This window comes from Paenarthrobacter sp. PH39-S1 (genome assembly GCF_030063245.1).
Taxonomy (GTDB): domain Bacteria; phylum Actinomycetota; class Actinomycetes; order Actinomycetales; family Micrococcaceae; genus Arthrobacter_M.
This window is the reverse complement of record NZ_JASISR010000020.1, coordinates 67432-89723: the sequence shown is the minus strand read 5'-3', so window position 1 is coordinate 89723 and position 22292 is coordinate 67432. Positions and strand designations below refer to the sequence as shown.

23 protein-coding genes are annotated in these 22292 nt (G+C 63.4%); 19 read left to right on the top strand and 4 right to left on the bottom strand.

The features are described 5' to 3' along the window. The first annotated feature begins 203 nt into the window (after nt 1–203). The 6 genes from QMG52_RS13995 (at nt 204) to QMG52_RS13970 (ending at nt 6729) form a co-directional block, all read left to right on the top strand. The gene (locus tag QMG52_RS13995) at nt 204–1031 is read left to right on the top strand and encodes an ABC transporter permease (RefSeq protein WP_283561006.1); all 828 of its coding nucleotides are present in this window, start codon (nt 204–206) and stop codon (nt 1029–1031) included. 202 nt (nt 1032–1233) lie between these two features. Beyond that, nucleotides 1234–2274 carry an ABC transporter ATP-binding protein gene (locus QMG52_RS13990; RefSeq protein ID WP_283561005.1) on the top strand — a complete coding sequence of 347 codons (1041 nt, stop codon included), beginning with the start codon at nt 1234–1236 and terminating at the stop codon, nt 2272–2274. A gap of 5 nt (nt 2275–2279) precedes the next feature. Next, a complete protein-coding gene (locus QMG52_RS13985) occupies nt 2280–3188 on the top strand; it encodes an ABC transporter permease (protein ID WP_283561004.1) in 909 nt (302 codons plus the stop codon). Between the two features lie 34 nt (nt 3189–3222). After that, complete coding sequence (locus QMG52_RS13980) at nt 3223–4515, top strand: sensor histidine kinase (protein ID WP_283561003.1); 1293 nt, start codon at nt 3223–3225, stop codon at nt 4513–4515. A gap of 67 nt (nt 4516–4582) precedes the next feature. Beyond that, complete coding sequence (locus QMG52_RS13975; RefSeq protein WP_283561002.1) at nt 4583–5308, top strand: response regulator; 726 nt, start codon at nt 4583–4585, stop codon at nt 5306–5308. A 137-nt stretch (nt 5309–5445) separates the two neighbouring features. Next, a complete protein-coding gene (locus QMG52_RS13970) occupies nt 5446–6729 on the top strand; it encodes a M18 family aminopeptidase (RefSeq protein WP_283561001.1) in 1284 nt (427 codons plus the stop codon). A 67-nt stretch (nt 6730–6796) separates the two neighbouring features. Here the strand turns inward: QMG52_RS13970 and QMG52_RS13965 are convergent, their stop codons facing one another. After that, nucleotides 6797–7447 carry a DUF1345 domain-containing protein gene (locus QMG52_RS13965; RefSeq protein ID WP_283561000.1) on the bottom strand — a complete coding sequence of 217 codons (651 nt, stop codon included), beginning with the start codon at nt 7445–7447 and terminating at the stop codon, nt 6797–6799. A 121-nt stretch (nt 7448–7568) separates the two neighbouring features. Between QMG52_RS13965 and QMG52_RS13960 the strand changes: the two genes are divergently transcribed. From QMG52_RS13960 to rplI, 5 genes are all read left to right on the top strand, one after another. Then, the gene (locus tag QMG52_RS13960; RefSeq protein ID WP_283560999.1) at nt 7569–8849 is read left to right on the top strand and encodes an MFS transporter; all 1281 of its coding nucleotides are present in this window, start codon (nt 7569–7571) and stop codon (nt 8847–8849) included. Nucleotides 8850–9402: 553 nt separating this feature from the next. Further along, nucleotides 9403–9708 carry a 30S ribosomal protein S6 gene (gene rpsF, locus QMG52_RS13955; RefSeq protein WP_283560998.1) on the top strand — a complete coding sequence of 102 codons (306 nt, stop codon included), beginning with the start codon at nt 9403–9405 and terminating at the stop codon, nt 9706–9708. Nucleotides 9709–9770: 62 nt separating this feature from the next. Then, nucleotides 9771–10355 carry a single-stranded DNA-binding protein gene (locus tag QMG52_RS13950; RefSeq protein ID WP_283560997.1) on the top strand — a complete coding sequence of 195 codons (585 nt, stop codon included), beginning with the start codon at nt 9771–9773 and terminating at the stop codon, nt 10353–10355. A gap of 84 nt (nt 10356–10439) precedes the next feature. Next, on the top strand, nt 10440–10679 hold the full coding sequence (gene rpsR / locus QMG52_RS13945; protein WP_196397754.1) for a 30S ribosomal protein S18: 240 nt from the start codon (nt 10440–10442) through the stop codon (nt 10677–10679). Between the two features lie 17 nt (nt 10680–10696). After that, nucleotides 10697–11146: a 50S ribosomal protein L9 gene (rplI, locus tag QMG52_RS13940; protein WP_283560996.1), complete on the top strand. Its 450-nt coding sequence runs from the start codon at nt 10697–10699 to the stop codon at nt 11144–11146. Between the two features lie 65 nt (nt 11147–11211). Here the strand turns inward: rplI and QMG52_RS13935 are convergent, their stop codons facing one another. After that, the gene (locus tag QMG52_RS13935) at nt 11212–11511 is read right to left on the bottom strand and encodes a hypothetical protein (RefSeq protein ID WP_283560995.1); all 300 of its coding nucleotides are present in this window, start codon (nt 11509–11511) and stop codon (nt 11212–11214) included. A 31-nt stretch (nt 11512–11542) separates the two neighbouring features. Here QMG52_RS13935 and QMG52_RS13930 point away from each other — a divergent pair, with 31 nt between their 5' ends. Then, the gene (locus QMG52_RS13930) at nt 11543–12379 is read left to right on the top strand and encodes a PhzF family phenazine biosynthesis protein (RefSeq protein ID WP_283560994.1); all 837 of its coding nucleotides are present in this window, start codon (nt 11543–11545) and stop codon (nt 12377–12379) included. Nucleotides 12380–12431: 52 nt separating this feature from the next. Here QMG52_RS13930 and QMG52_RS13925 read toward each other — a convergent pair whose 3' ends face one another. After that, the gene (locus tag QMG52_RS13925) at nt 12432–12935 is read right to left on the bottom strand and encodes a hypothetical protein (RefSeq protein ID WP_283560993.1); all 504 of its coding nucleotides are present in this window, start codon (nt 12933–12935) and stop codon (nt 12432–12434) included. A gap of 577 nt (nt 12936–13512) precedes the next feature. Here QMG52_RS13925 and dnaB point away from each other — a divergent pair. The 4 genes from dnaB to QMG52_RS13905 all read left to right on the top strand — a co-directional run bounded on the left by dnaB (nt 13513) and on the right by QMG52_RS13905 (nt 17831). Next, the gene (dnaB, locus tag QMG52_RS13920) at nt 13513–14898 is read left to right on the top strand and encodes a replicative DNA helicase (protein WP_283560992.1); all 1386 of its coding nucleotides are present in this window, start codon (nt 13513–13515) and stop codon (nt 14896–14898) included. Between the two features lie 464 nt (nt 14899–15362). Beyond that, nucleotides 15363–16685 (top strand): MATE family efflux transporter, encoded by a 1323-nt coding sequence (locus tag QMG52_RS13915; protein ID WP_283560991.1) that lies wholly within the window; start codon nt 15363–15365, stop codon nt 16683–16685. Between the two features lie 79 nt (nt 16686–16764). Further along, the gene (locus QMG52_RS13910) at nt 16765–17358 is read left to right on the top strand and encodes a hypothetical protein (RefSeq protein ID WP_283560990.1); all 594 of its coding nucleotides are present in this window, start codon (nt 16765–16767) and stop codon (nt 17356–17358) included. A 131-nt stretch (nt 17359–17489) separates the two neighbouring features. Then, complete coding sequence (locus QMG52_RS13905; protein ID WP_283560989.1) at nt 17490–17831, top strand: hypothetical protein; 342 nt, start codon at nt 17490–17492, stop codon at nt 17829–17831. A gap of 4 nt (nt 17832–17835) precedes the next feature. Here the strand turns inward: QMG52_RS13905 and QMG52_RS13900 are convergent, their stop codons facing one another. After that, nucleotides 17836–18846, bottom strand: coding sequence for an N-acetylglucosamine kinase (locus QMG52_RS13900; RefSeq protein WP_283560988.1), 1011 nt, complete (start codon nt 18844–18846; stop codon nt 17836–17838). Nucleotides 18847–18989: 143 nt separating this feature from the next. On the opposite strand from QMG52_RS13900, the gene QMG52_RS13895 reads away from it, so the two are divergent. From QMG52_RS13895 to ngcE, 3 genes are all read left to right on the top strand, one after another. Then, entirely contained in the window at nt 18990–19919 is a 930-nt protein-coding gene (locus QMG52_RS13895; protein ID WP_283560987.1) for a MurR/RpiR family transcriptional regulator, read from the top strand. Beyond that, a complete protein-coding gene (locus QMG52_RS13890) occupies nt 19912–20667 on the top strand; it encodes a sugar isomerase domain-containing protein (RefSeq protein ID WP_283560986.1) in 756 nt (251 codons plus the stop codon). Before QMG52_RS13895 ends, QMG52_RS13890 begins: the two co-directional genes overlap by 8 nt. 114 nt (nt 20668–20781) lie before the next feature. Next, nucleotides 20782–22197, top strand: a complete 1416-nt coding sequence (ngcE, locus tag QMG52_RS13885; protein WP_283560985.1) for an N-acetylglucosamine/diacetylchitobiose ABC transporter substrate-binding protein — start codon at nt 20782–20784, stop codon at nt 22195–22197. Nucleotides 22198–22292: the final 95 nt, after the last annotated feature.

Sequence of the window (22292 nt, the reverse complement as noted above, 5' to 3'; positions counted from 1 at the left end):
TGGAGCCTCCGCCCACCCGACACGACAACCGGGCTTTTGTCATGCCCGGACCCAAAAGTTGCCGAAATTCACGCCCCCGCCAGAATTCCGGCCTCAAAAAGCCACTACTCGCGGATCCGGGTCAGACTCACCGGGCACGGCACCGGCCAGGAAATAACTGACCACGCCAGTGGACCGGAGAAGGTCACGGAAAAGAGGGTTCAATGACCACGACTTTGCCCCAGATCCGGCTCAATCCCGCGGCACTGTGGCTCTCCGACGGATGGATCGTCACGAAGCGCAATCTGATCAAGATGAAGCGCTCGCCGGACATGCTGCTCTTCGCTGTACTCCAGCCGATCATGTTTGTGCTGCTCTTCAGCCAGGTGTATGGAGGGTCCATCGCGGTGACGGGGACGGACTACACGCAGTACCTGATGGCGGGGATTTTCGGTCAGACGGTGGTGTTCGGTTCAACGTTTTCCGGCTCCGCCATGGCCCAGGACCTGAAAGCCGGCATCATTGACCGGTTCCGGACCCTGCCAATGAGTCCTTCGGCGGTGCTGATCGGGCGCACCAACAGTGACCTGCTGCTCAACGCAATTTCCATGCTGATCATGATCGCCACCGGTCTTGCGGTGGGTTGGCGGGTGAACTCCTCCGTGCTGCATTTTCTGGCCGGCATTGGCCTGCTGCTGCTATTCAGCTATGCCTTCAGCTGGGTGATGGCCCTGCTGGGGATGAGCGTGAAGAGTCCGGAGACCATTAATAACGCCTCCTTTGTGGTGCTGTTTCCGCTGACTTTTATTTCCAATGCCTTCGTTCAAAGCAGCAACCTTCCCACTGCGCTGCGGCTATTCGCGGACTGGAATCCGGTCTCGGCCCTGGTACAGGCCGCGCGGCAGCTGTTCGGGAACCTAGGTACTGCGCCCATTCCGGATACGTGGCCTATGCAGCATGCCATTCCCACCGTGATAATCGGCGCCCTCGTGATGCTGACGGTCTTCGTGCCGCTGTGCGTGCGGAAATTTGCCTCCATCAGTTCCCGGTAGATTTCGGAGGGCCTGGACCGGGGCCGGCCCCGGGCCGATCCGAGGAGAAATCCCGATGTCATCCCTGCGGATTACCCGGAGCGGACCCTGAATCATCCCCCAGGCAGACGTTTAATGCCCGGAGGGTGAGTAGCGTTGAGGCTGAAATCGACAGACCGCAGCCACCAGGCTGCCGGCAGATCTACACAAAGAGGATGATCACATGATCGAGGCAACAAACCTCGCTAAGCATTACGGTGAAAAACCCGCCGTGGCGGGCGTGACCTTCACCGTCAGGCCCGGCCAGGTCACCGGTTTCCTCGGGCCTAATGGTGCCGGCAAATCGACCACGATGCGCATGATAGTCGGGTTGGATCGCCCTTCCGCCGGCTCTGTCATCGTCAACGGCCGCCCCTACGCCGAACATCACGATCCGTTGCACCAAGTTGGCGCGCTCCTCGATGCCAAGGCCGTGCACACCAGCCGCAGCGCCTACAACCACCTGCTGGCCATGGCGGCGACGCACAATATTCCGGACCATCGGGTGAACGAGGTCATCGAAATGACCGGGTTGGCGGAGGTCGCGAAGAAAAAAGCCGGCGGATTCTCCCTGGGCATGGGGCAGCGTCTGGGCATTGCCGCCGCCCTGCTGGGTGACCCGCAGACCCTTATCCTTGATGAACCGGTCAACGGGCTGGACCCCGAAGGTGTCCTCTGGGTGCGCAACCTGGTCAGGTACCTGGCCGGCCAAGGCAAAACCATCTTCCTTTCCTCGCACCTGATGAGCGAAATGGCCCAGACCGCGGATCACCTGATCGTCATTGGCCGTGGCCGGATCATCGCCGATGCCCCGATCAAGGACATCATCGCCGGCAACCAGCAGGCCCGGACCAGGGTACGGACGCAGCAGGTCTCCGAGCTGGCCGCTCTGCTCGCCGGCAACGGTGTGAGTGTCAACAGCGGCGAAAACGAGACACTGGAGGTGTCCGGCCTTGATGCTCGCCAGATTGCCCGCATCGCGCTGGACAACCGGGTGCTGATCTACGAGCTGACCCCGCTGAACGCCTCGCTGGAGGAGGCGTACTTCGATCTGACCAAGGACGAGGTCGAATACCACTCCCATCCACTCGACAGCGGCCCCGGCTCGGGTTCAGGTCCCGGTAACTTCGCCGCTGCAGTCCCCGCCCCGGGCGGCTTCCCCCCGGCCGGCACGAACGCCGGTCCGATGACCGGCAGCGGTTTCGACCGCGCGGAAGGAAAGTAAGAGCTATGGGTACCTCAACAACGGCCAAGTCGGCCGTCCCCTCGACCGCCGGTTCGGCCGGACTGACCTTCGGCGGTGTGCTGAAGTCCGAGTGGATCAAGTTCCGCTCGCTGCTGTCCACCAAACTCCTGGTGCTCTGCGCCTTCGTGGCCGTCATCGGCGTGGGCACGTTGGCGGCCTGGCTTCGCGGCACCGTGATACAGCAGCTCATGAGCGGCGCGGCAGATAGGGGGCCGGCCCAGGGTGCGGGCGGCGCCAAGCTGACCGAGGCCATGGCGGAACAGAGTCTGCCGCCGGCTTTCGAGATTTACGGTGTCCCCAATGCCGGTCTGCAAATCGGCATTCTGATTCTCGGATCCCTGGCGGTGCTGTTCATTTCCTCCGAGTTCGCCACCGGCATGATCCGCTCCACCATGACAGCCGTTCCCAGGCGCCTGCCGGCGTTCGCGGCCAAGGCCATTGTGCTGGTTGTGGTGGCCTATGCTCTCACGCTTGTCGCGGCGTTCGTCACCTTCCTGATCTCCATTCCGATCCTGCACGCCTACGGGGTCAGCATGAGCCTGCAGCGCGACGGCGTGGTGCAGGGGATCTTCATGGGCGGCCTGTACGTTGCCGGCGTCGCCCTGATCGGTCTCTCGCTGGGAGCGCTGCTGCGCAATTCGGCCGGCGGGATCATGGTGCTGGTAGCGCTGTTCTTCGTGCTGCCGTTCGCCACCTCGCTGCTCGGCCTGGTGCCGGGGGAATTCTGGATGCATGTCAATGAGTACGTGCCCAGCGTGGCCGGCGGCAGGATGCTGGAGATCGGGCACCGCGATGCCTTTATCGATCCGGGGGACGGTGGCCTGATCTTCCTGGCCTGGATCCTGGTCTTCCTGATTCCGGCCGTGGTCACGCTCAAAAAGCGTGACCTCTAGCCCGCGGGGAAACAGGGCACCTAAGCTCACCACCATGGGCACCACAGAGCAGGCGGGGGCACCGGCGGAACGAACGGCCGACGGTGCCACTGCCGAACTGCATGGCGGGCACGGCATAGCGGCCGTGTCCCCGGCCGAACTCACCGCGAGGCGACGCGGAGCGTTCCGGCGGTACTTTTACGAACGGCCGCTGGTCATGGATCTCGTGATCGTCGCCGTCTACCTCCTGCTGTCCGCGTCCACGGTAATCCCGCGGCTGATCGCCGGTGAGCTTCTGCACCTGATTCTGACCGTCGTCTCCGCCGGTCTGCTGATGTTCCGGCGGCGCCGGCCTGTCGCCGTCGTCGTCCTGCTGGCGGTGATCGAAACGGTGCTGCTGGTCCAGGACCCGCTCTCCAGTAACGCCAGCCTGAGTCTGTGGTTCGGGCTGTACGCCGTCGCGGTGCAGCGCGGCCGGGTTTTCAGCTTCATCACGACGGCGGCGGTCAGCCTCCCGCTGCTGCTGGTGTTCCTCCTCCTCTTCAGGCTCCCTACCCGAATGGTTGCAGAGGGGACCGACAACCTGGCGCTGACCGGCATCATTGCCGCCGCCGTCGTTCTGCTGTCCAATGTGGTCGCCACCGGAATCGGACTGAACGTACGGCGGGACCGTGAGCATGAGATGGACCTGCGCGCCTGGGCGGACCGCAATGCCCAGCTGGCGTCAGTCTCCGAGCGGAACCGGATCGCCCGTGAAATGCATGACGTGGTGGCGCACTCGCTGACGGTGATGATCGCGCTGTCGGACGGGGCCGCCATCGTCGTCAAACGCAGTCCCGAGCGCGCCGGCCAGGTGCTTGCGGAACTGTCCCAGACGGGACGCACCGCTCTCGCGGATATGCGCCGGGTGCTCGGCGTGCTGCGGGCGGACGGATCACTGACGTCGCAGTCGAGACCACCGCTGCCGGCCGGAGCAGGCATCGATGGTCTGCTGGACGGCTTTCGGACGGCGGGTCTGCCACTGACGCTGACCCGGACCGGACCGGCGCTCCCGACGGACCCCGCCTTTCAGCTCACCGTCTACCGGATCCTGCAGGAGTCGCTGACGAATGTGCTGCGCTACGGCCGCTCAATTTCACGGGTCCAGGTGGAAATTACGCATTGGGGCGGCCAGGTGCGGCTGCGGATATCCGACGACGGGCGCGGCAGCACGTCAGAAGTCCCTTCCGTGGGTACGGGGCAGGGGATTGTCGGCATGCGGGAGCGGGCCAACATCTATGCTGGAACGGTGCAGGCCGGCCCGGGCCCCTACGGCGGGTGGGTGGTTGAGGCCGTCCTGAACACCTGACCGCGGTGACTCTCGAATCGAGAGTCCGTCCGCACTTCACGAACGTTGGCCCACCGTTGAGGAGACCATGAGTTTGCCTGCGCACGACGACGACGGCGGCACGCCTGGGGCAGACGCCGCCGTTTCGGTGCTGCTGGTTGATGACCAGCCGCTGCTGAGAATGGGGTTCCGGCTGATTCTGGAGGGTGAGGAGTCGATCGTCGTGGTGGGGGAGGCCTGCGATGGTGCCGAGGCGGTAGCCAAGGCGGCGCTGTTGCGGCCCGATGTGGTCCTGATGGATGTGCGGATGCCCATTATGGACGGTATTGCCGCTACCCGGAAGATCACCGCGGGCGGGGGCTGCGCCCGAATCATCATTTTGACGACTTTCGACCTGGACGAATATGCGTTCGCGGGGCTGCAGGCGGGGGCAAGCGCTTTCCTGCTCAAGGATGTTGCCCCCGCCGAACTCATTCGCGCTATCCATCTGGTGGCCAGTGGGGATGCCGTGGTGGCCCCGCGGGTCACCCAGCGGCTGCTGGAGAATTTTGTCCGATCCCGGCCGCCGCGGAACGGGCAGGAGTCCAAGGACCCTTTGCTGGCCGAGCTGACCCGACGTGAGACCGAGGTCCTGCAGGCCATCGCGGAGGGCCTCTCCAATGCCGAGATCGCGCACACGTTCTTTTTGTCCGAGGCGACGGTGAAGACCCATGTGCGCCGGATTCTGACGAAGCTTCACCTTCGGGACCGGGTCCAAGTGGTGGTTTACGCGTATGAGACCGGCCTGGTGGTGCCGAGCAACCCCGACTACTGAACGATCGCTTCATCGGCGCCGGTAGCCGCGCCTATCCCCGCATACCAGCGGCAAGGTGTGATGGGCGGAATTCAATCCGGGTTCGTGAACCATCGGCTGTAGCTGCAGGGGGGAGGGATGTTTGGTTAAATCGTTGTATGACTGAAGCCGTGAACCACATCCTGGACCTGGGCGCCTACATCAGCTCGTCGCCGTCGAGCTTTCACGCCGCCCATGAGGCGGGACGCCGGCTGACCGCCGCCGGGTTCACTCAACTGGCTGAATCGCAGGCCTGGACCGGCGGACCTGGGCGGTTCTTCCTCATCCGCGACGGTGCCATCATAGCCTGGCTGACGCCGGAGCATGCCACGGCGGTCACCGGGTTCAACATTCTTGGTGCGCACACGGATTCTCCGTCCTTCAAGCTCAAACCCAAGCCCACCACAGGCAGGTTTGGCATGCTGCAGGCCGGCGTGGAAGTCTATGGCGGTCCGCTGCTGAATTCCTGGCTGGACCGCGAACTGAGGCTGGCGGGCAGATTGGTGGCGCTTGACGGGACCGAGGCGCTGGTGGCCACCGGCCCGCTGCTGCGCTTCCCCCAGCTCGCCATTCACCTGGACCGCGGGGTCAACGACGGGCTGGTGCTGGACAAGCAGCAGCACATGAATCCGGTCTGGGGACTCGGCGATCCGGCCGGCGCTGATCTGCTCGGGCTGCTGGCGGCCGAGGCCGGCCTGGACCCGGCGCAGATCGGCGGGTACGACGTCGTCATTGCCGACACGCAGGCCGCTGCCGTCCTCGGGGCGAAGGGGGAGCTCTTCGCCTCTGGCCGGATGGACAACCTGACCTCCGTCCATGCCGGCCTCGTTGCCTTGATCGCGGCCGCCGAAGCCGGCGCGGCGGACGGCCCGATCGCAGTTTTCGCCGCTTTTGACCACGAGGAAGTGGGCAGCGCCTCCCGCTCCGGCGCCTGCGGTCCGATCCTGGAGGATGTCTTGACCCGGGTTTCCGACGGGCTCGGTGCGACGGTGAGCGAACGGCGCCGCGCCTTCAGTAATTCCTTTTGTGTCTCCGCCGACGCCGGGCACGCGGTGCATCCGAACTATCCGGAGCGCCACGATCCGGCCAACCGTCCGGTGCTCAACGGCGGCCCGCTGCTGAAGATCAATGCCAATCAGCGCTACGCTACGGATGGTGCCGGGGCTGCCGTCTGGGCGCGCCTATGCCGGGGTGCCGGGGTGCCATATCAGGAATTCGTTTCTAACAATGTGATGCCGTGCGGCTCCACCATTGGACCGCTGACGGCCACCCGGCTCGGCATCAGGACAGTCGACGTCGGCATGCCGCTGCTGTCGATGCACTCGGCCCGGGAACTGTGCGGGGTGGAAGATCCCTTCCGGCTGGCCCGGGTGGCAGAGGTCTTCTTCGGGACCGTGCCCTGAGCGGCGGTGGTCTGAGCCCCGACCTTGGGCCGTGGGCTGAGTTCACGGCCGCGCGGGGACCGGCGCGCTACTGGGCCAAGCTGACCACCAGGTTGATGGTGGTGGCGAGGATGCCGGTGCCGAAGACGTAGGCCAGTAGGCTGTGCCGGAGCGCGGCGGAGCGCATTTCACGCGTTTGGATGTCCGTGTCCGAGACCTGGTACGTCATGCCCAGGCTGAAGGCGGTATAGGCGAAGTCCGTATACTGCGGCGGCTCGTCCTGATTGAAGCTGATTCCCTTCGGCACGCGCCGCGAGTAGTAGATTTCCGCGTAACGCAGAGTGAAGAGCGTGTGCACCAGGAGCCAGGACAGACTCACGGTGCCCAAGGCGAGGAGCGCCAGCAGCAGTTTGGCGATGCCCTTGGCGTCCTGCGCCGCGATCATGACCAGAACGACGGCGGCCAAGCTGACCAGGGCGGCCAACAGAATCAGCAGATCAGCGGTGGAGCGCCGGGGATCCTCCTCCACGGCATGCCGGGCCGTGGCATCCGCATCCATCCGGGAGATGGTCAGCCAGATCCAGAGGTTGTAGATCAGCGCCGCAGCCGCCCAGCCCACCGCCGGGGCATAGATCCACTCTCCCAAAAACGCGGTACCAAGGCCGGCAACTATCCCGGCCAGGATCATGATCGCAAAACGCAGATGCGCGCGCCGTGCCCGAAGTGATGTGATCGCCATGGCCCGATCTTCCCACAAGTTGCTGCGGGCCGGGCAGTGCGCATCCGCGGGTCTTGACGGGCGGGCGTATCGTGGCCAGAGTCAGCGGCGGCACGAATTCACGAACGACGGTGAGCATCACATGGCGGCGAACACAACCATCAATCCCACGGGTACCGGCAACGGCGTCAGGCAGATCGCCGCAGCCGGTGTCGGGAACGCCGTCGAATGGTATGACTGGTATGCCTACAGCTTTCTGGCAGTGAACTTTTCCGGCCAGATCTTCCCATCGCATGATCCCACCGCTTCCCTGCTCAGTGCGTTCGCCATCTTCGCTGCGGCGTTCCTGCTGCGGCCCATTGGCGGGCTTTTCATCGGCAATCTGGCGGATAAGATCGGCCGAAAAAACACCCTGTCACTGACCATTCTCACCATGGGTCTGGGCAGCCTCATTGTGGGCCTTACACCAACGTTTGACGCGGTGGGGGTCTGGTCCCCGATCATCCTGATCTTGGGCCGGATGATTTCCGGGCTTTCGGTAGGCGGCGAATTTGCCGCCAATTCGGTCTTCCTGGTCGAGTCCGCGCCCGCCAACCGGCGGGGATTCTTTTCCTCCTTTCAATACGTCTCCACCACGTTCGGTCAGCTCATCGCCTCCGGCCTGGCAGCGGCCCTGGTATTCAACCTCGGTTCAGCCGGCATGAATGCCTGGGGCTGGCGCGTGCCGTTCATCCTCGGTGCGGTTCTCAGCCTCGTTGGCCTGTGGATCCGGCGCGGCGCCGCGGAAACATTCATCGAACCGGAAAAGACCAAGCGGGCCGGGGTCTTCGACGCGCTGATCAAGTATCCCCGGCAGTCCCTGCTGATTGTGGGCATCACGATCGCCGGAACCATCACGTACTACACCTGGACCACGTACCTGCCCACATATGCCAAGGCCAACGGCTCGCTGGGCCAGGGCCCGCTGCTGTTGATGTCGACGATCGCCCTGGTGTTCTTCATGCTCATTCAACCGCTGGTGGGCGCGCTTTCGGATCGGATAGGCCGCAGGCCGCTGCTGATAGGATTTGCGGCGATCTTCACGGCCGGAATCATTCCCGGTCTGTATCTGGTGTCCAAATCCGGCTTCTGGGGCGCGCTTGGCGTCATGATGCTCGGCATGCTCGTCCTCAGCGGCTACACCTCCATCTCGGCGGCGATCAATGCCGAGACAATTCCAACCCATGTCCGCGCCGCAGGCATCGGCTTCCCCTACTCGCTGGCCGTCGCTCTCTTTGGCGGTACGGCACCGCTCATGGGCACCCTCTTCGCCGAGTGGAACAACCCAGGATTGTTCGGCTGGTACGTAATGGTCCTGACCGCCATTTCCCTGGTGGTCTACATCTTCCTTCCGGAGACAGCGCGCAAACCCCTGCCGGAATAGTGGTGGCAGGCCCGCATCGCCGCAGATCAACAGCCCAGGGGGATATCAGCGCGGCGGTCTGACGATTGGAGCCGTAAGACTCAAAGAGCTCGTTGAGGACGGTCTGGGCCTCCGCCTTCTCACTGCCCGCGTACGGTCTCCATGTGCCGGCAAAACTGACCAGAGCCGTCCGGATTTCCTCACCGCTGCGCGCCAGTGCGCCCCCAATCATCGATATTCAGGTATGAGCCGAGGTTACAGGAGCCGGAAGGCTTCCTGCCGGTAGTACGCGTCCTGCATAGCCATTTCCGGGATTTGTCGAGCGCGGTTATCGCCTCATCCAAGGCCAGCTTCGGACGTGGTGCGTTGCTGACCCGCCGCTGGGTTGCGTGCCGACCGCTATCCACAGCCGGTCCTGTCGCCGTCGTACTTACGGTAATATAGATAAGTCTGTGCTGGCGGCCGGTAGCGGGTTTTCCGCTTGCTCCTGTCCGTAGCCCGCCCAGTCACCGCAAATGAACCTCCTGTTACGGAAAGACCGTAGCCGTTTAGCCCAAAGGAGGTGGGTTCACATATGCGTCCTTACGAACTGATGGTAATCATCGACCCCGAGGTCGAAGAGCGTACCGTTGAGCCGTCGCTTCAGAAGTTTCTGAGTGTCATTACCACCGATGGTGGAACCATCGAAAAGGTAGACATCTGGGGCCGTCGTCGACTGGCTTACGAGATCAAGAAGAAGACCGAAGGTATTTACGCAGTGGTGAACTTCACCGCAGCTCCGGCTACCACGCAGGAACTTGACCGCCAGCTGGGTCTCAACGAGACCATCCTGCGCACCAAGATTATCCGTCCCGAGGACCAGAAGGTCGTTGCCGAGTAATTCCGGTTTCAGCTTTTCAGCGTTTTCATCCGTAGGAACACACCAGCAGGAAGCAGGAGCAGATGGCAGGCGAAACCATTATTACTGTCGTTGGGAATCTCACCAGCGATCCGGAACTGCGGTTCACGCCGTCAGGTTCGGCAGTAGCGAACTTCACCATCGCATCCACTCCGCGGACCTTTGACCGTCAGTCGAATGAGTGGAAGGACGGCGAAACGCTGTTCCTGCGCGCATCCGTTTGGCGTGAGGCTGCCGAGAACGTTGCGGAGTCCCTGACCAAGGGCACCCGCGTGATCGTTTCCGGCCGGCTGAAGTCGCGTACCTACGAGACCAAAGAAGGCGAAAAACGCACCGTGATGGAGCTTGAGGTCGACGAGATCGGCCCCTCGCTGCGCTACGCCAATGCCAAGGTCAACCGCACCCAGCGCTCCGGCGGTGGTGGCGGAGGCAACAGTGGCGGCGGCTTCGGCGGCAACAGCGGTGGCGGTAACTTCGGCGGCAACTCCGGTGGGGGAAACCCGGCTTGGAGTGGCGGCGGAAGCCAGGGATCGGGCCAGTCCGCTCCGGCTGACGACCCGTGGGGCGCGCCCTCCGGTGGTTCTGCAGGGTGGGGTGCGGGTCCGGATTCCTCGGAACCTCCCTTCTAAACACTATTCATGACGGCAGCTGCCGTCGCAAACCATCCCGTGGATCCATATCCACGGGCTCCACGAATACTAAGGAGCTCCACGATGGCAAAGGCTGAACTCCGTAAGCCCAAACCAAAGTCCAATCCCTTGAAGGCCGCTGACGTCACCGTCATCGACTACAAGGACGTAGCATTGCTGCGCAAGTTCATCTCCGACCGGGGAAAGATCCGTGCGCGCCGCGTCACGGGCGTCACCGTTCAGGAACAGCGCAAGCTCGCCCAGGCAATCAAGAATGCCCGCGAAGTTGCGCTGCTGCCCTACTCCGGCGCCGGCCGCGGCTAAGCGAAGGGGATAACTAGATGTCTAAGCTCATTCTGACCCATGAAGTCACCGGTCTCGGTGCCGCCGGCGATATCGTCGAGGTGAAGAACGGTTACGCCCGTAACTACCTTCTGCCCCGCGGCTTCGCCCTGACCTGGAGCAAGGGTGGCGAGAAGCAGGTTCTGTCGATCAAGGCTGGCCGTGCCGCTCGTGCGCATGCTTCGGTTGAAGCTGCCCAGGCCCAGGCCGTTGCTTTGTCCGCGAAGCCGGTCAAGCTCGTCGTCAAGGCCGGGGAATCCGGCCGCCTCTTCGGTACCGTTAAGGCCGAAGATGTAGCCAAGGCAGTCGAGGCTGCCGGGCTCGGCACGATCGACAAGCGCAAGGTTGAATTGCCGGCGCACATTAAGAGTGTTGGCTCCTACACCGCCAACGTCCGTCTGCATGAGGACGTTGCCGCTGTGATCAACCTGGACGTCGTTTCCAGCTAATCGATCAACAGTTGAAGGGACTCCAAGCGAGTTTGGGGATCCCGCAGGTTTGAAGGCGAGGGCCTCTACCCATCGGGTAGGGGCCCTTTGCCGTCCCCGATGGGACCACTGCCCTCCGGATCGGTGCCCTCCGGATCGGTGCCGGCACGTCCAAAGGTGGCATAGCTGGTGAACGCGTCGCTGGTCATAAGCTTTTGCACCCGCTCCAGCGTGCTCAGCTTCCCCTCCGCCTGCTCCCGCTGATTCTCGGCCAGCGCGGCCCGCAGCGCCGCCCGCTGACGAGCGTCGCGGTCGTCGTCCGCTTCGGCGCGGTCGTCACCCGTTCCGGTGCCGCCGCCGTCCGTCCCCCTGATGCCGTCCACCATGGGCTCAGTCTAGGCCTGATAGCCTGTGGCCGTGACCCTGCGACCGTTTGCCCAAGTTGACGTCTTTTCCGGCTCTCAGTACCGCGGAAATCCGCTCGCCGTGGTGCTGGACGCCCAGGGGCTCAGCGGCGATCAGATGCAGCAGTTCGCGAACTGGACCAACCTTTCCGAAACCACCTTTCTGCTGCCGCCTGGCGAGCCCCTTGCCGACTATAAGATCAGGATCTTCACAGCCACTGAAGAGTTTCCCTTTGCCGGACATCCGACGCTCGGCTCCGCGCACGCCTGGTTGGCGGCCGGTGGAGTGGCTAAGAGTGGGAACATGCTCATCCAGGAATGTGCCGCCGGTCTGGTGAGGGTGAAGCACGACGGCGACCGGCTGGCCTTCGCGGCCCCGCCACTGACACGCTCGGGACCGCCGGACGAAGCCACGATGGGTGCGCTTGCTGCGGGGCTTGGTCTGGCGGCTGCGGAGCTGCTGGACGTCTCGTGGCTGATAAATGGACCGGAGTGGATCGGCGTACTGCTTGGCTCGGCGCAGCAGGTCCTCGACGTCCGCCCTGACTATGGCGCGCTCGACGGACTCAAGGTTGGGATCATAGGGCCACACACAGCACGATCGGAGACTTACTTCGAAGTGCGTACGTTCATTGCCAACGACGCGGTGACAGAGGACCCGGCCACCGGCAGCTTCAACGCTGGAGCCGCACAATGGCTGATCGGCTCCGGGCGGGCACCGACGCGCTACGTTGCCTCGCAGGGCACCGTGTTGGGCCGGGCTGGACGGATTTATATCGAGGCGGACGGAACGGACATCTGGGTGGGCGGACGCTGCCGAACCTGCATCAGTGGGACGGTTGGGATCTAACGGCGAGACCCAGCGGTGGAGGCTCAGCGCCCGCTGTTACCCCGCTCCGCTGTTACCCGAGCCGGTCCACGAACGTCTTCGCATCCATGAGGCCAACACCCGTCTTGGAGCGCAGCAGCGCGATGGCCTGCATCTTGCTGCCGTTGCGAACTAGCGCCTGAAGCTGTGAGACCAGCTGCGGATCCATTGACATGGGCTGGTCCTGGCCGGCAAAGCGACCACCATTCTGGCCCCCATTACGGCCGCTAAGGTTCTGCCCGTGGGATTCATTCTGACCCCGGGCGACGTTCTGGCCATGGGTTTCGTTCTGTCCCTGAGCGGGCGACGTGCGGTAAGCGTTGGCCTGAGAGTAACCGGTACGCTGGGACGGATGGGCCGGGCGCTGTGCGGCCGAGCGCGCCGACGCCTGGATCTGCGCCTGCGCCTTGCGCGCCAGCTCCTGCTGATAACGGTCGGCGTCGGAGAGACCGCTCTTCCCGGTTCGGCCCGCCTTGGCTGCCCAGACAAGCACGATGACTCCGACGACCGCGATGAGCACCACAATGAACCAGTCCATAACCCGAGCATATGCCACCTTTGGCCAGCTGCGAACGGTCCGGTGCGGCGCAGCCAATCCTATGCTCGCAACGGATTATCTGACTGCTCGCGACCGGCGGTCAGACGCTCATCGGCCGGGCGTATGCCCGTACGGGAATATGCCATGGTCAGACGCCCCCGACGGGATCCAATGGCGATACCAGGGGTGCATACTTCGCCATTTGCACGCCGCCGGCTATCGGCAGTGCGACGCTTTGTCAACACGTAAGCTGTGGATGAGGGTTGGAGGAAAACTTCTTTTCCTCCACAGGTTGTGGGGAACGTTGTCGCAGGTCAGAGCCGTATGAGCGCGGAATAATTAATGATATCCACAGCGTTCTCCCCAGCCTGTGCACAAGACACGCCCGCACTATTCACAAGTTATCCACAGGCTCGGGTTGGCTGTCCTGCGCTGAGGGTCTACCGTGACTGAGGATCCCTTCCCAGCAACGCACTTTGTCGGTGCCGGCTGTTAGGAATGAGGTATCCGCGGAACAGTCCGGCATCTTGTCGGTTCACGGTCGGCAGACCTGCGCGGCACGAAAGGGGCATTACCGATGTCAACGACGAATGTGGACTCGGTCGGGACCCTCCGCGAACCGGATTTTGCCCGCACCCCGCCCCAGGATCTCGTTGCGGAGCAGAGCGTGCTCGGCGGCATGATGCTCTCCAAGGATGCCATCGCCGACGTGGTCGAGGTGCTGCGCGGCAACGACTTCTACCGCCCCTCGCACGAGAGTATCTATGAGGCAATCCTCGATCTGTACGGGCGTGGTGAACCTGCGGACGCGGTCACCGTGGCGGATGAGCTGACCAAGCGCGGGGAAATTTCCAAAATCGGCGGTCCGGCCTATCTGCACCAGCTGATCCAATCCGTTCCCACCGCGGCCAACGCCGGCTTTTACGCCGAAATCGTCGGTGAACGCGCGGTCCTGCGGCGGCTCGTAAACGCCGGCACCAAGATCGTGCAGCTCGGGTACGCGAACGACGGCGAGGTTGAAGACATCGTCAACGCCGCCCAGGCTGAGGTGTACGCCGTCGCCGAGCGCCGCTCCGCGGAAGACTACGTCGCCCTGAAGGACGTGATGGAATCAACCGTCGACGAAATTGAAGCCTCCGGGCACCGTGGTGAAGGCATGACCGGCGTGCCTACCGGATTCTACGAACTCGACGAACTCACCAACGGGCTGCACGCCGGGCAGATGATAGTTATCGCGGCCAGGCCGGCCGTGGGCAAATCTACATTCGCTTTGGACTGGGCCCGTTCCGCGGCGATAAAGCACAACCTGCCGACGGTGGTCTTCTCGCTGGAAATGGGCCGCAACGAGCTCGCCATGCGCCTGCTCTCAGCCGAAGCCACCATCAGCCTGCAGGATCTGCGCAAAGGAACCATCAAGGACGATCAGTGGTCCAAGATTGCCACCACGATGGTTCGGATGAATGATGCACCGCTTTTCATCGATGACAGCCCGAACATGTCCTTGATGGAGATCCGGGCGAAATGTCGTCGGCTTAAGCAGCAGCACGGGTTGAAGCTGGTCATTCTGGACTACCTGCAGCTGATGTCTTCCGGCAAAAAGGTCGAATCGCGCCAGCAAGAGGTCTCCGAGTTCTCCCGCGCGCTGAAGCTTCTCGCCAAGGAACTGCAGGTCCCTGTCATTGCACTCTCGCAGCTGAACCGTGGTTCGGAGCAACGTACGGACAAGAAGCCCATGATCTCCGATCTTCGCGAGTCGGGCTCGATCGAGCAGGATGCGGACATGGTGATCTTGCTGCATCGCGAGGATATCTATGACAAGGAATCACCGCGGGCCGGGGAGGCTGACGTCATCGTGGCCAAACACCGTAACGGTCCCACCAAGACCATTGTCGTCGGATTCCAGGGCCACTATTCCCGATTCTCCAACATGGCCGTTGACTCCGCCGGCACCGGCTCCTTCTAGCTTCGCTGGCAGACCTGTCCTGAATTTTGTCTCGATTCGCTGGCCGGCGTAGCTGGCGGCGATGATCAGGAAGGCGCCGGCTACGGGGGGAGGGCCCAGGCTTTCGCCGCCAATGGCCATTTTGACGACGACGGAGACGACCGCGGCGACGAAATACGCCGGTGGAAGCCAGCGTCGGGCTGCGACGGATTCGAGCATGGGAGTGAAGATGACCGTCATCGAATGGGCAGTAGTGCCAGAACAGCGACGACGAATCGGAGGGCCAGCAGGGCCGGAACGGAGGAGTGCCCGGTCAGGACTTTCCGCTGCTGACGGCCGATTTTTATCTGGTGCTAGCTCAACGGCTGCCCGACAGTCCCGCGTGGCCGCGCACTTTGAGCGTGGAGCCGCTGCTGCGGGAACTCCGGGCGTCCATGGTCGCTCTGACGGCCAGGTGGTCGGTCGCTGACGGCTAGCATTGTCCGGTGCCCACAACTACTATTAGCCGACAGATCCTGCATCTGGCGGTCCCCGCCTTCGGCGCGCTGATTGCGGAACCACTTTTCTTGCTCGCCGATTCGGCGATTGTCGGGCACCTTGGCGTGGACCAGCTAGCTGGCGTCGGACTCGCGGCGACGGTGTTGCAGACGGCCGTCGGGCTGTTGGTGTTCCTGGCGTATTCGACGACGCCGGCAGTCGCCCGATTGCTGGGGGCCGGACGGCTGGCTGACGCGCTCGCCGTTGGGCGGGACGGGCTCTGGCTGGCGGTACTGCTGGGCTTCGGGCTCGCGATAACCGGGTACGCGCTCGCCGCGCCCGCCCTGGGTTTGCTGGGAGCCAGCGGCCCTGTTCTGGATTTCGGCGTCGAGTATCTTCGGTTTTCGATGCCGGGGCTGCCCGCAATGCTGCTGGTGCTGGCCGCAACGGGCGTGCTGCGGGGTCTGCAGGATACCCGGACGCCGCTGCTGGTGGCGGGTGTGGGCTTTATGGTCAACATCGCACTGAACTTGCTGCTGGTGTTCGGGCTGGGCCTCTCGGTGGCTGGCTCGGCGCTTGGGACCAGCATCGCGCAGTGGGGTATGGCGGGGGTCTATCTGGTTATCGTGGCCCGGGCTGCACGGCAACACGGGGTACAGTTGGCTCCTGATTGGGCCGGAATTCGTGCTGTATCGCGGGTGGGAAGCTGGCTGATGCTGCGTACGCTTAGCTTGCGGATTGCCATCCTGGCCACTGTGCTGGTGGCCACGGCGCAGGGGGCCGTGAATTTGGCAGCCCATCAGTTGGCCATGACGATCTTCACCTTTTTAGCGTTCGCGCTGGACGCGCTTGCGATCGCGGCACAGGCGTTGGTCGGCAAGGAGCTCGGCGCGGAGAACGTGCTCCGAGTCAAGGAGTTGACCGGCACCATGGTCCGCTGGGGACTGGTCTTTGGGGCTGGAACCGGACTGCTGCTGCTGGGGGCCGGGCCCTGGGCCGGGTGGCTGTTCACCCCGGACCATGGGGTGCATGCAGCGCTCGCGTCGGCCCTGTTGGTGCTCGCCATCGGCCAACCACTCGCCGGACTTGTCTTTGTGCTGGACGGCGTGCTGATAGGAGCCGGCGATGCCCGGTACCTGGCGCTGGCCGGCGTGGCCAATCTGTTGGTTTACCTGCCGCTGCTGTTCTGGGTCTGCGCTGCAGCAAGAACCGGGCCGGGCGGGCTGGGCTGGCTGTGGGCGGCCTTCGCACTGGGCTATATGGCCGCGCGTGCGTTGACCCTCGGGCTACGGGCGCGGAGCACTCGCTGGATGCGAGCCGGGGCACATTAGGGATTGCACATTTGCATACTGGAGTCGACGGGAATCAGGAACTGCGCGGGAACCTAGCTAGGGCGACTAAACTGGCACGGTGACTGAACCTCCCGTACCCGTTCTCCTGCCCGACGCCGGCAGCCCGGCGCAGCCGGCGTCGCTGTGGAAACCGGTGCTGTTGCGCGCTCTTGTGGGTCTGGTTTTCGGCGCGGTGACGGTTTTTTGGGCCGCGCCGAACACCGCCGGGATGGGACTGGCAATCGGGCTGTATTTCCTGGCCTCCGCCGCCTCCCTGAGCTGGCTGCTGCAGCACCTACGCTTGGCCAAAACGAACAAGAACTTCATTGCCTTGGCGCTGCCTGCCGGCGTCCTTGCAGCCTGCGGTTTCATCCTTTTTTTCCATGCTTCGAACTCGTTTGTGGCCTGGATCGGGGCGGCGGGGCTGTTCGTGCTCGGGCTCGGTGAGCTCTACCTGGGCATCAAATACCGCGGGAGACACCTGTTGGCGCGGGACTGGCTCACGGCAGGCATTGTGGGCATCGGTACGGCTGTGGTGCTTCCCTTTTTCACGGAGCTGGGGCCGCACGCTCTCCTTGGCGTGGCTGGCGGCGGCTCGATCGTCACCGGAGCCCTGCTGCTGCTGGCCGGCCTGACCATCCGCTTCGACGCGGGGAAGCCGGCCAGGCCGTAAACTAGAGATACCGGGCCTTCTACTCCGCGTAGAACTTGCGGGTGGGCTCTGCCGCGGGACAACATTTGCGCGTGCCGCCCTGCAGAACGGGCAAAGCACCGGCAGCGCCGGAAACAACAGGAGGACATGACGTGGCGGAGAAGAGACCGGCAACGCCCGGGGAACCGCGGATCTCGGTAAAGGCGCCGTTGGGGTTTTCCTTTGTGCTGGGATTGATCGCGGGGGTCGTGACGCTGGTTTTCTCAACTGGAGGCACCGCGCATACGCCCCGCTGGGATCTCGCGGCCATCGCGTTCGGCGTCGCTTTCATTGTCTGTCTGGTCGTGGCCGCGATGCTGTCCATGAGCTACAAGGAGAACGCCCAACACCTGGGCAAGGGATCAGGTGTGAATCTCACCTCCGCTGAGCGGCTGGCTCAGAACCAGCGTCGGCAGCAGAAGCCGCGTAACGACGACGGCGGCTCCCGGCAGTAGCCAGCTAGGGTCCGCGAAGGGCCGCCAACGTGTTGCCGATCCGGGAATAGACTGCTGCGTCTACGGTGACCCCGGCGTGCCGCAACGCGAGCACCGCGGCCCCCACGACGCCGTCGGCGACCCGTATCACTCCTGCGCCTTCGAGTGCGGGGCCGGGCAGTGACCGCTCCACCGACGACGCCAGCGGGGAATCCCTGCTGAGGATGCTGCCGCCGAATACGACGGGTCCCCTGGTTGATGGATCAATCACGGCACCGAGGGTGGCGGATAGGGCTCTGGCAGCGCCTTCCAGTATTTCCCGCGCGACTGGATCCGGTGCGGATTTGTTCTGGGCGGCTTCAAAAGCAAGCGGGGCGAAGCGGGCGAGTTCCACCGGCCGCAGGTCGTAGAGCGCGTCGACCATCTGCTGGGCCGCCGCCGGGCGTCCTTGGATGATCGTGGCCAGTCCCGGGTCGATGCCGAGGGCATCCATCAGTGCGGCGGTCAGCAGAGTCCGCGGCCCGCGTCCATCCACCGCTGCGGTGACGGCTCGGACCACGTGATGACCGATCCAGAACCCGGATCCGGCATCGCCGAGCAGCCAGCCCATTCCGTCCGCCACGGCGTCGAGCCTGCCGTCCTTGATTCGTGCTCCCACCGCGCCGGTTCCCGCCACGAGTGCATACCCTTGGTCATGAAAGGTCCCGGAAAAAAACGTCGCCAATAGATCAGCTTCGATCACAAGGCTTCCCCGCAGCCCGAGCGCCGCTAGTTCTCCAGAGAGCAAGTCCGCCGAAGTGTGCACGGACGAGCCAGCCATCGCGATGACCGCCGAAGAGTAGCCGCCGGACGCCGCTCCCAGCTGCGCCGCGGCGCCTTCCAGTGCCCCGCGCAGGGAGGCCAACGCGACCGCAAATCCGCTGGAAACAGGGTTTCCGCTGCCACCCCTGCCGTAGCCAAGGCAGCTGCCCAAGCGGTCCAATATGACGGCGCGGGTGGACGTTCCTCCGGCGTCAAAGGCAAGAATATTCTGCATCGTTACCATTCCGTGTCTACATTATGACTTGACACACATCGAGTCTGAGAATAGTTTTCAAGGATCGATCGAAATCGAGAAACGGATTTTCATTCATGTCAACGTTCACGTCTGCTGGTGGGGCTGGTACTGCGGTGGGTGTCGTGAACCGCATTCAGGCCAAGCTACCCGAAATGCCGGCAGCCATGGCTAAGGTCGCCGGATATCTGCTCCAGCATCCGGCGGCGCCGATCCAACTGTCCATCTTGGAACTGGCCGAGCAGACGGGGACCTCCGCGGCCACCGTGACGCGGTTCTGCCGGCTCCTGGGCTACACCGGCTACGTCCCCTTCCGTGTGGCCATTGCCGGGGATGCAGGACGCAGCGATGCCAAGGAATCCTGGAAGGTGGACATCGGCCGCGCCTTTGGTCCGGATGATGCTCCGGAGGACGTCCTCAGTACTTTGGTCAACGCACACACTCGGTCACTGCGCGAAACAGCGACGGTCATGGACATGGCGCTGATGAATAAGATCGCCCGGCGGATCGCGCTCAGTACTCATGTGGACATTTACGGCATCGGTGGCAGTGCGTTGATGGCCAAAGAGATGCAGTCCAGATTATACCGGATCGGAATTAATGCACACCATTGGTCGGAGGCCCACGCCGGTCTGACCAGCGCCGCCATCCAGGACAGCACCTGTCTGGCCATCGGTATCTCCAACACCGGCCGGACCGAGGAGACCATCCAAATGCTGCGGCAGGCCGGTGCGGCCGGAGCCATGACGGTGGCCTTGAGCAACAACCCGGGTTCCCCGCTTGCGGAGGCGGCGGACCTGCAGATCATTACCTCCGTCCACGAGCAGTTCCTTCAGCCTGACGATCTTTCGGCCAAGCACGTTCAGCTGCTGGTGCTGGATCTGCTCTATCTGCTCGTGGCCCAGCTCAACTTCACGCAGACCACGACGAAGCTTGCTTCCTCCGCGATGGCCGTCGCACCGCACCGTCGGTCTACCCGGTCGACCTCAAGGGTGGATCAACACGACAGTCTGTACACCGCGACGTCGGCACGAAAGAGGAGGAACCATGTCTGACGTGGTGGACCGGTATCTGCTTGAGGTCACGGGCAGACTGGACCAGCTGGCTGCGGAGGCCCGGTCCGGCGGTCTGGACGGGGCGGTGGATCTGATAGTCAACGCCCTGGAAGCCGGCGGCGTAGTGCAAACGTTTGGCACCGGTCACTCCGAGGCCTTCTCGATGGAGTTCGCCGGCCGCGCCGGAGGACTGATCCCGACCAATAAGATCGCCCTGCGCGACGTCGTCCTCAGGGGCGGCCGCGAAGCTGGCACTCTTGGCGGCTCCTCGCTGGAAAGGGACCCCGCCGTCGTCGACGAACTCTTCGATATATCTCCCATCGGCGCGGCGGACGTCTTTATTATCGCCTCGAACTCCGGGGTCAACGGATCGGTCGTGGGCTTGGCGCTGCTGGCGAAAGACCGCGGACACAAGGTCATCGCCGTCACCAGCCTACGGCATACCAATGCCGTCGAGACCAAGCACCCCAGTGGTATGCGGCTCAGTGAGATCGCCGACGTTGTCATCGATAACGAGGCTCCTTACGGCGACACCACACTCGAACTTCCAGGTATAGGGGGTGTCGGCGCCGTCTCATCGATCACGGCAGCGTTCATTGCACAGCTGCTGACGATCGGAACGGCCCGTCGGCTCGCGGCCGCGGGGAAGACACCGCCCCTGTATATTTCGGCGAATATTCCGGGTGGCGACGAACACAACAAGGGCCTCGAAAACCTCTATCAGGGCAAAATCAGGCGCGAGGCATGACCTGCGGAATTACCGGAGCCGTTCAGCATCCTGTCAGACAGGGATGCGGCGCCGGACGAACCAAAAACATTAGATCGAACCCGTTTCGCACCAATAATGGAAGGCTCTAAAACAATGAACATCCAGAACAAAACTCTGCAACGCCGTGGTTTCCTCCGGGGCGTCCTGGCTGCGGCGGTCCTGGTGCCCGTCGCCGGTTCGCTGGGATCGTGCGCGGGCGGTGGAGGCGGCGCGCCCGCCGCCTCCACGGCCGCGGGCCCGGTATCCGACACGAACCCCTTCGGCATGGCGGATAACTCCACCATTGATGCGGTCATCTTCAAGGGCGGCTACGGCATCGACTATGTCGAATTCGCGGGCAAGCTGCTGGAGAAGAACCATCCGGGCAGCACCGCCAAAATAGCGCCCTCGACGGCCATCGCGCAGGAACTGCAGTCGCGTTTCGTCGGAGGTAACCCGCCGGACCTGATTGACAATTCGGGTGAAGGCGCCATGGGGTTCAGTGCGATCCTGGACCAGCTGGAGGACCTGAATTCCGTCCTCGAAGTTAAGAACCTCGAGGGCACGGTCATCAAGGACACCCTGTATGCGGGGGTAGAGGCGCCGGGAACCTTCGGCGGCAAGCTGGCTGCGTTGAACTACGCGCTGACAATATACGCCCTGTGGTACTCGGCCTCGTTGTTCCAGGACAACGGCTGGACGGTCCCGAAGACCTGGGACGAGGCGCTTGACCTCGGCGCCAAGGCCAAGGCCAAGGACAAGTACCTCTTTGTCTGGGGTAAGGAAGCGGCCACCTACTACCAGACCCTGGCCCTGGGTTCCGCCATCAAGGAAGGCGGCGACGAGGTCCGCCTGGCCGTGGACAACCTCAAGGATAAGTGCTGGTCCCAGCCGGCCATCCAAAGCGTGTTCGCCGCGATGGAAAAGGCGGTCAAGGCCGGCTACTTCAAGCCGGGTGGTTCCGGCACGAAGTTCACGGCGGCACAGGCACAGTGGAGCAACGACGAGTCTGCTCTGCTGTACCCGTCGGGTTCGTGGATTGAAAACGAAATGAAGGACCAGACCAAGCCCGGCTTCAAGATGACGGGGGCGCCGGAATTCACGGTCACCTCATCCTCCAAGATGCCGTACGAGGCCATGCACAGTGCCGCGGGCGAGCCTTTCATCGTTCCGTCCAAGGGCAAGAATGTTGCCGGCGGCAAGGAACTGCTGCGCACCATGTTGTCCAAGGATGCGGCCACCAACTTCGCCAAGACGAAGCTGGCCCCGAGCATCGTCAAGGGCACGGTCCCGGCCGACGGGTTCGGCTCCACGGCCCTGGTCTCCCAGACCAAGCTGCTCGACGCCGCGGGGTCGAACATCTTCACCTGGGGTTTCGTTGACCTGTACGGAATGAACAAGGACCAGCTGGTGCTGTGGAACACCTTCCTGGACGGCAAATCGGACGCGGCGACGCTTACTTCCGGCCTGCAGAAGATCACCGATGACGTGCGCAACGACAGTTCAGTAACGAAGATTGAAGTGAAGTGAAGTGATTGATCTAAGTTCCCAGGTGCGTCCTGATAGCGGCAAGCCCGCCGCTATCAGGTCCCGCCGGAAGAAACTGACCTTCGACAAGGTCAGTT

Excerpts from the sequence above, each read along its gene's own strand:
- QMG52_RS13950 (WP_283560997.1), top strand. The coding sequence starts at position 9,771 with ATGGCAGGCGAAACCATTATTACTGTCGTTGGGAATCTCACCAGCGAT.
- QMG52_RS13935 (WP_283560995.1), bottom strand. The coding sequence starts at position 11,511 with ATGGTGGACGGCATCAGGGGGACGGACGGCGGCGGCACCGGAACGGGT.
- QMG52_RS13925 (WP_283560993.1), bottom strand. The coding sequence starts at position 12,935 with ATGGACTGGTTCATTGTGGTGCTCATCGCGGTCGTCGGAGTCATCGTG.
- rpsR (WP_196397754.1), top strand. The coding sequence starts at position 10,440 with ATGGCAAAGGCTGAACTCCGTAAGCCCAAACCAAAGTCCAATCCCTTG.
- dnaB (WP_283560992.1), top strand. The coding sequence starts at position 13,513 with ATGTCAACGACGAATGTGGACTCGGTCGGGACCCTCCGCGAACCGGAT.
- QMG52_RS13890 (WP_283560986.1), top strand. The coding sequence starts at position 19,912 with ATGTCTGACGTGGTGGACCGGTATCTGCTTGAGGTCACGGGCAGACTG.
- QMG52_RS13960 (WP_283560999.1), top strand. The coding sequence starts at position 7,569 with ATGGCGGCGAACACAACCATCAATCCCACGGGTACCGGCAACGGCGTC.
- rpsF (WP_283560998.1), top strand. The coding sequence starts at position 9,403 with ATGCGTCCTTACGAACTGATGGTAATCATCGACCCCGAGGTCGAAGAG.
- QMG52_RS13980 (WP_283561003.1), top strand. The coding sequence starts at position 3,223 with ATGGGCACCACAGAGCAGGCGGGGGCACCGGCGGAACGAACGGCCGAC.
- QMG52_RS13900 (WP_283560988.1), bottom strand. The coding sequence starts at position 18,846 with ATGCAGAATATTCTTGCCTTTGACGCCGGAGGAACGTCCACCCGCGCC.
- QMG52_RS13995 (WP_283561006.1), top strand. The coding sequence starts at position 204 with ATGACCACGACTTTGCCCCAGATCCGGCTCAATCCCGCGGCACTGTGG.
- ngcE (WP_283560985.1), top strand. The coding sequence starts at position 20,782 with ATGAACATCCAGAACAAAACTCTGCAACGCCGTGGTTTCCTCCGGGGC.
- QMG52_RS13985 (WP_283561004.1), top strand. The coding sequence starts at position 2,280 with ATGGGTACCTCAACAACGGCCAAGTCGGCCGTCCCCTCGACCGCCGGT.
- QMG52_RS13970 (WP_283561001.1), top strand. The coding sequence starts at position 5,446 with ATGACTGAAGCCGTGAACCACATCCTGGACCTGGGCGCCTACATCAGC.
- QMG52_RS13990 (WP_283561005.1), top strand. The coding sequence starts at position 1,234 with ATGATCGAGGCAACAAACCTCGCTAAGCATTACGGTGAAAAACCCGCC.
- QMG52_RS13975 (WP_283561002.1), top strand. The coding sequence starts at position 4,583 with ATGAGTTTGCCTGCGCACGACGACGACGGCGGCACGCCTGGGGCAGAC.
- rplI (WP_283560996.1), top strand. The coding sequence starts at position 10,697 with ATGTCTAAGCTCATTCTGACCCATGAAGTCACCGGTCTCGGTGCCGCC.
- QMG52_RS13965 (WP_283561000.1), bottom strand. The coding sequence starts at position 7,447 with ATGGCGATCACATCACTTCGGGCACGGCGCGCGCATCTGCGTTTTGCG.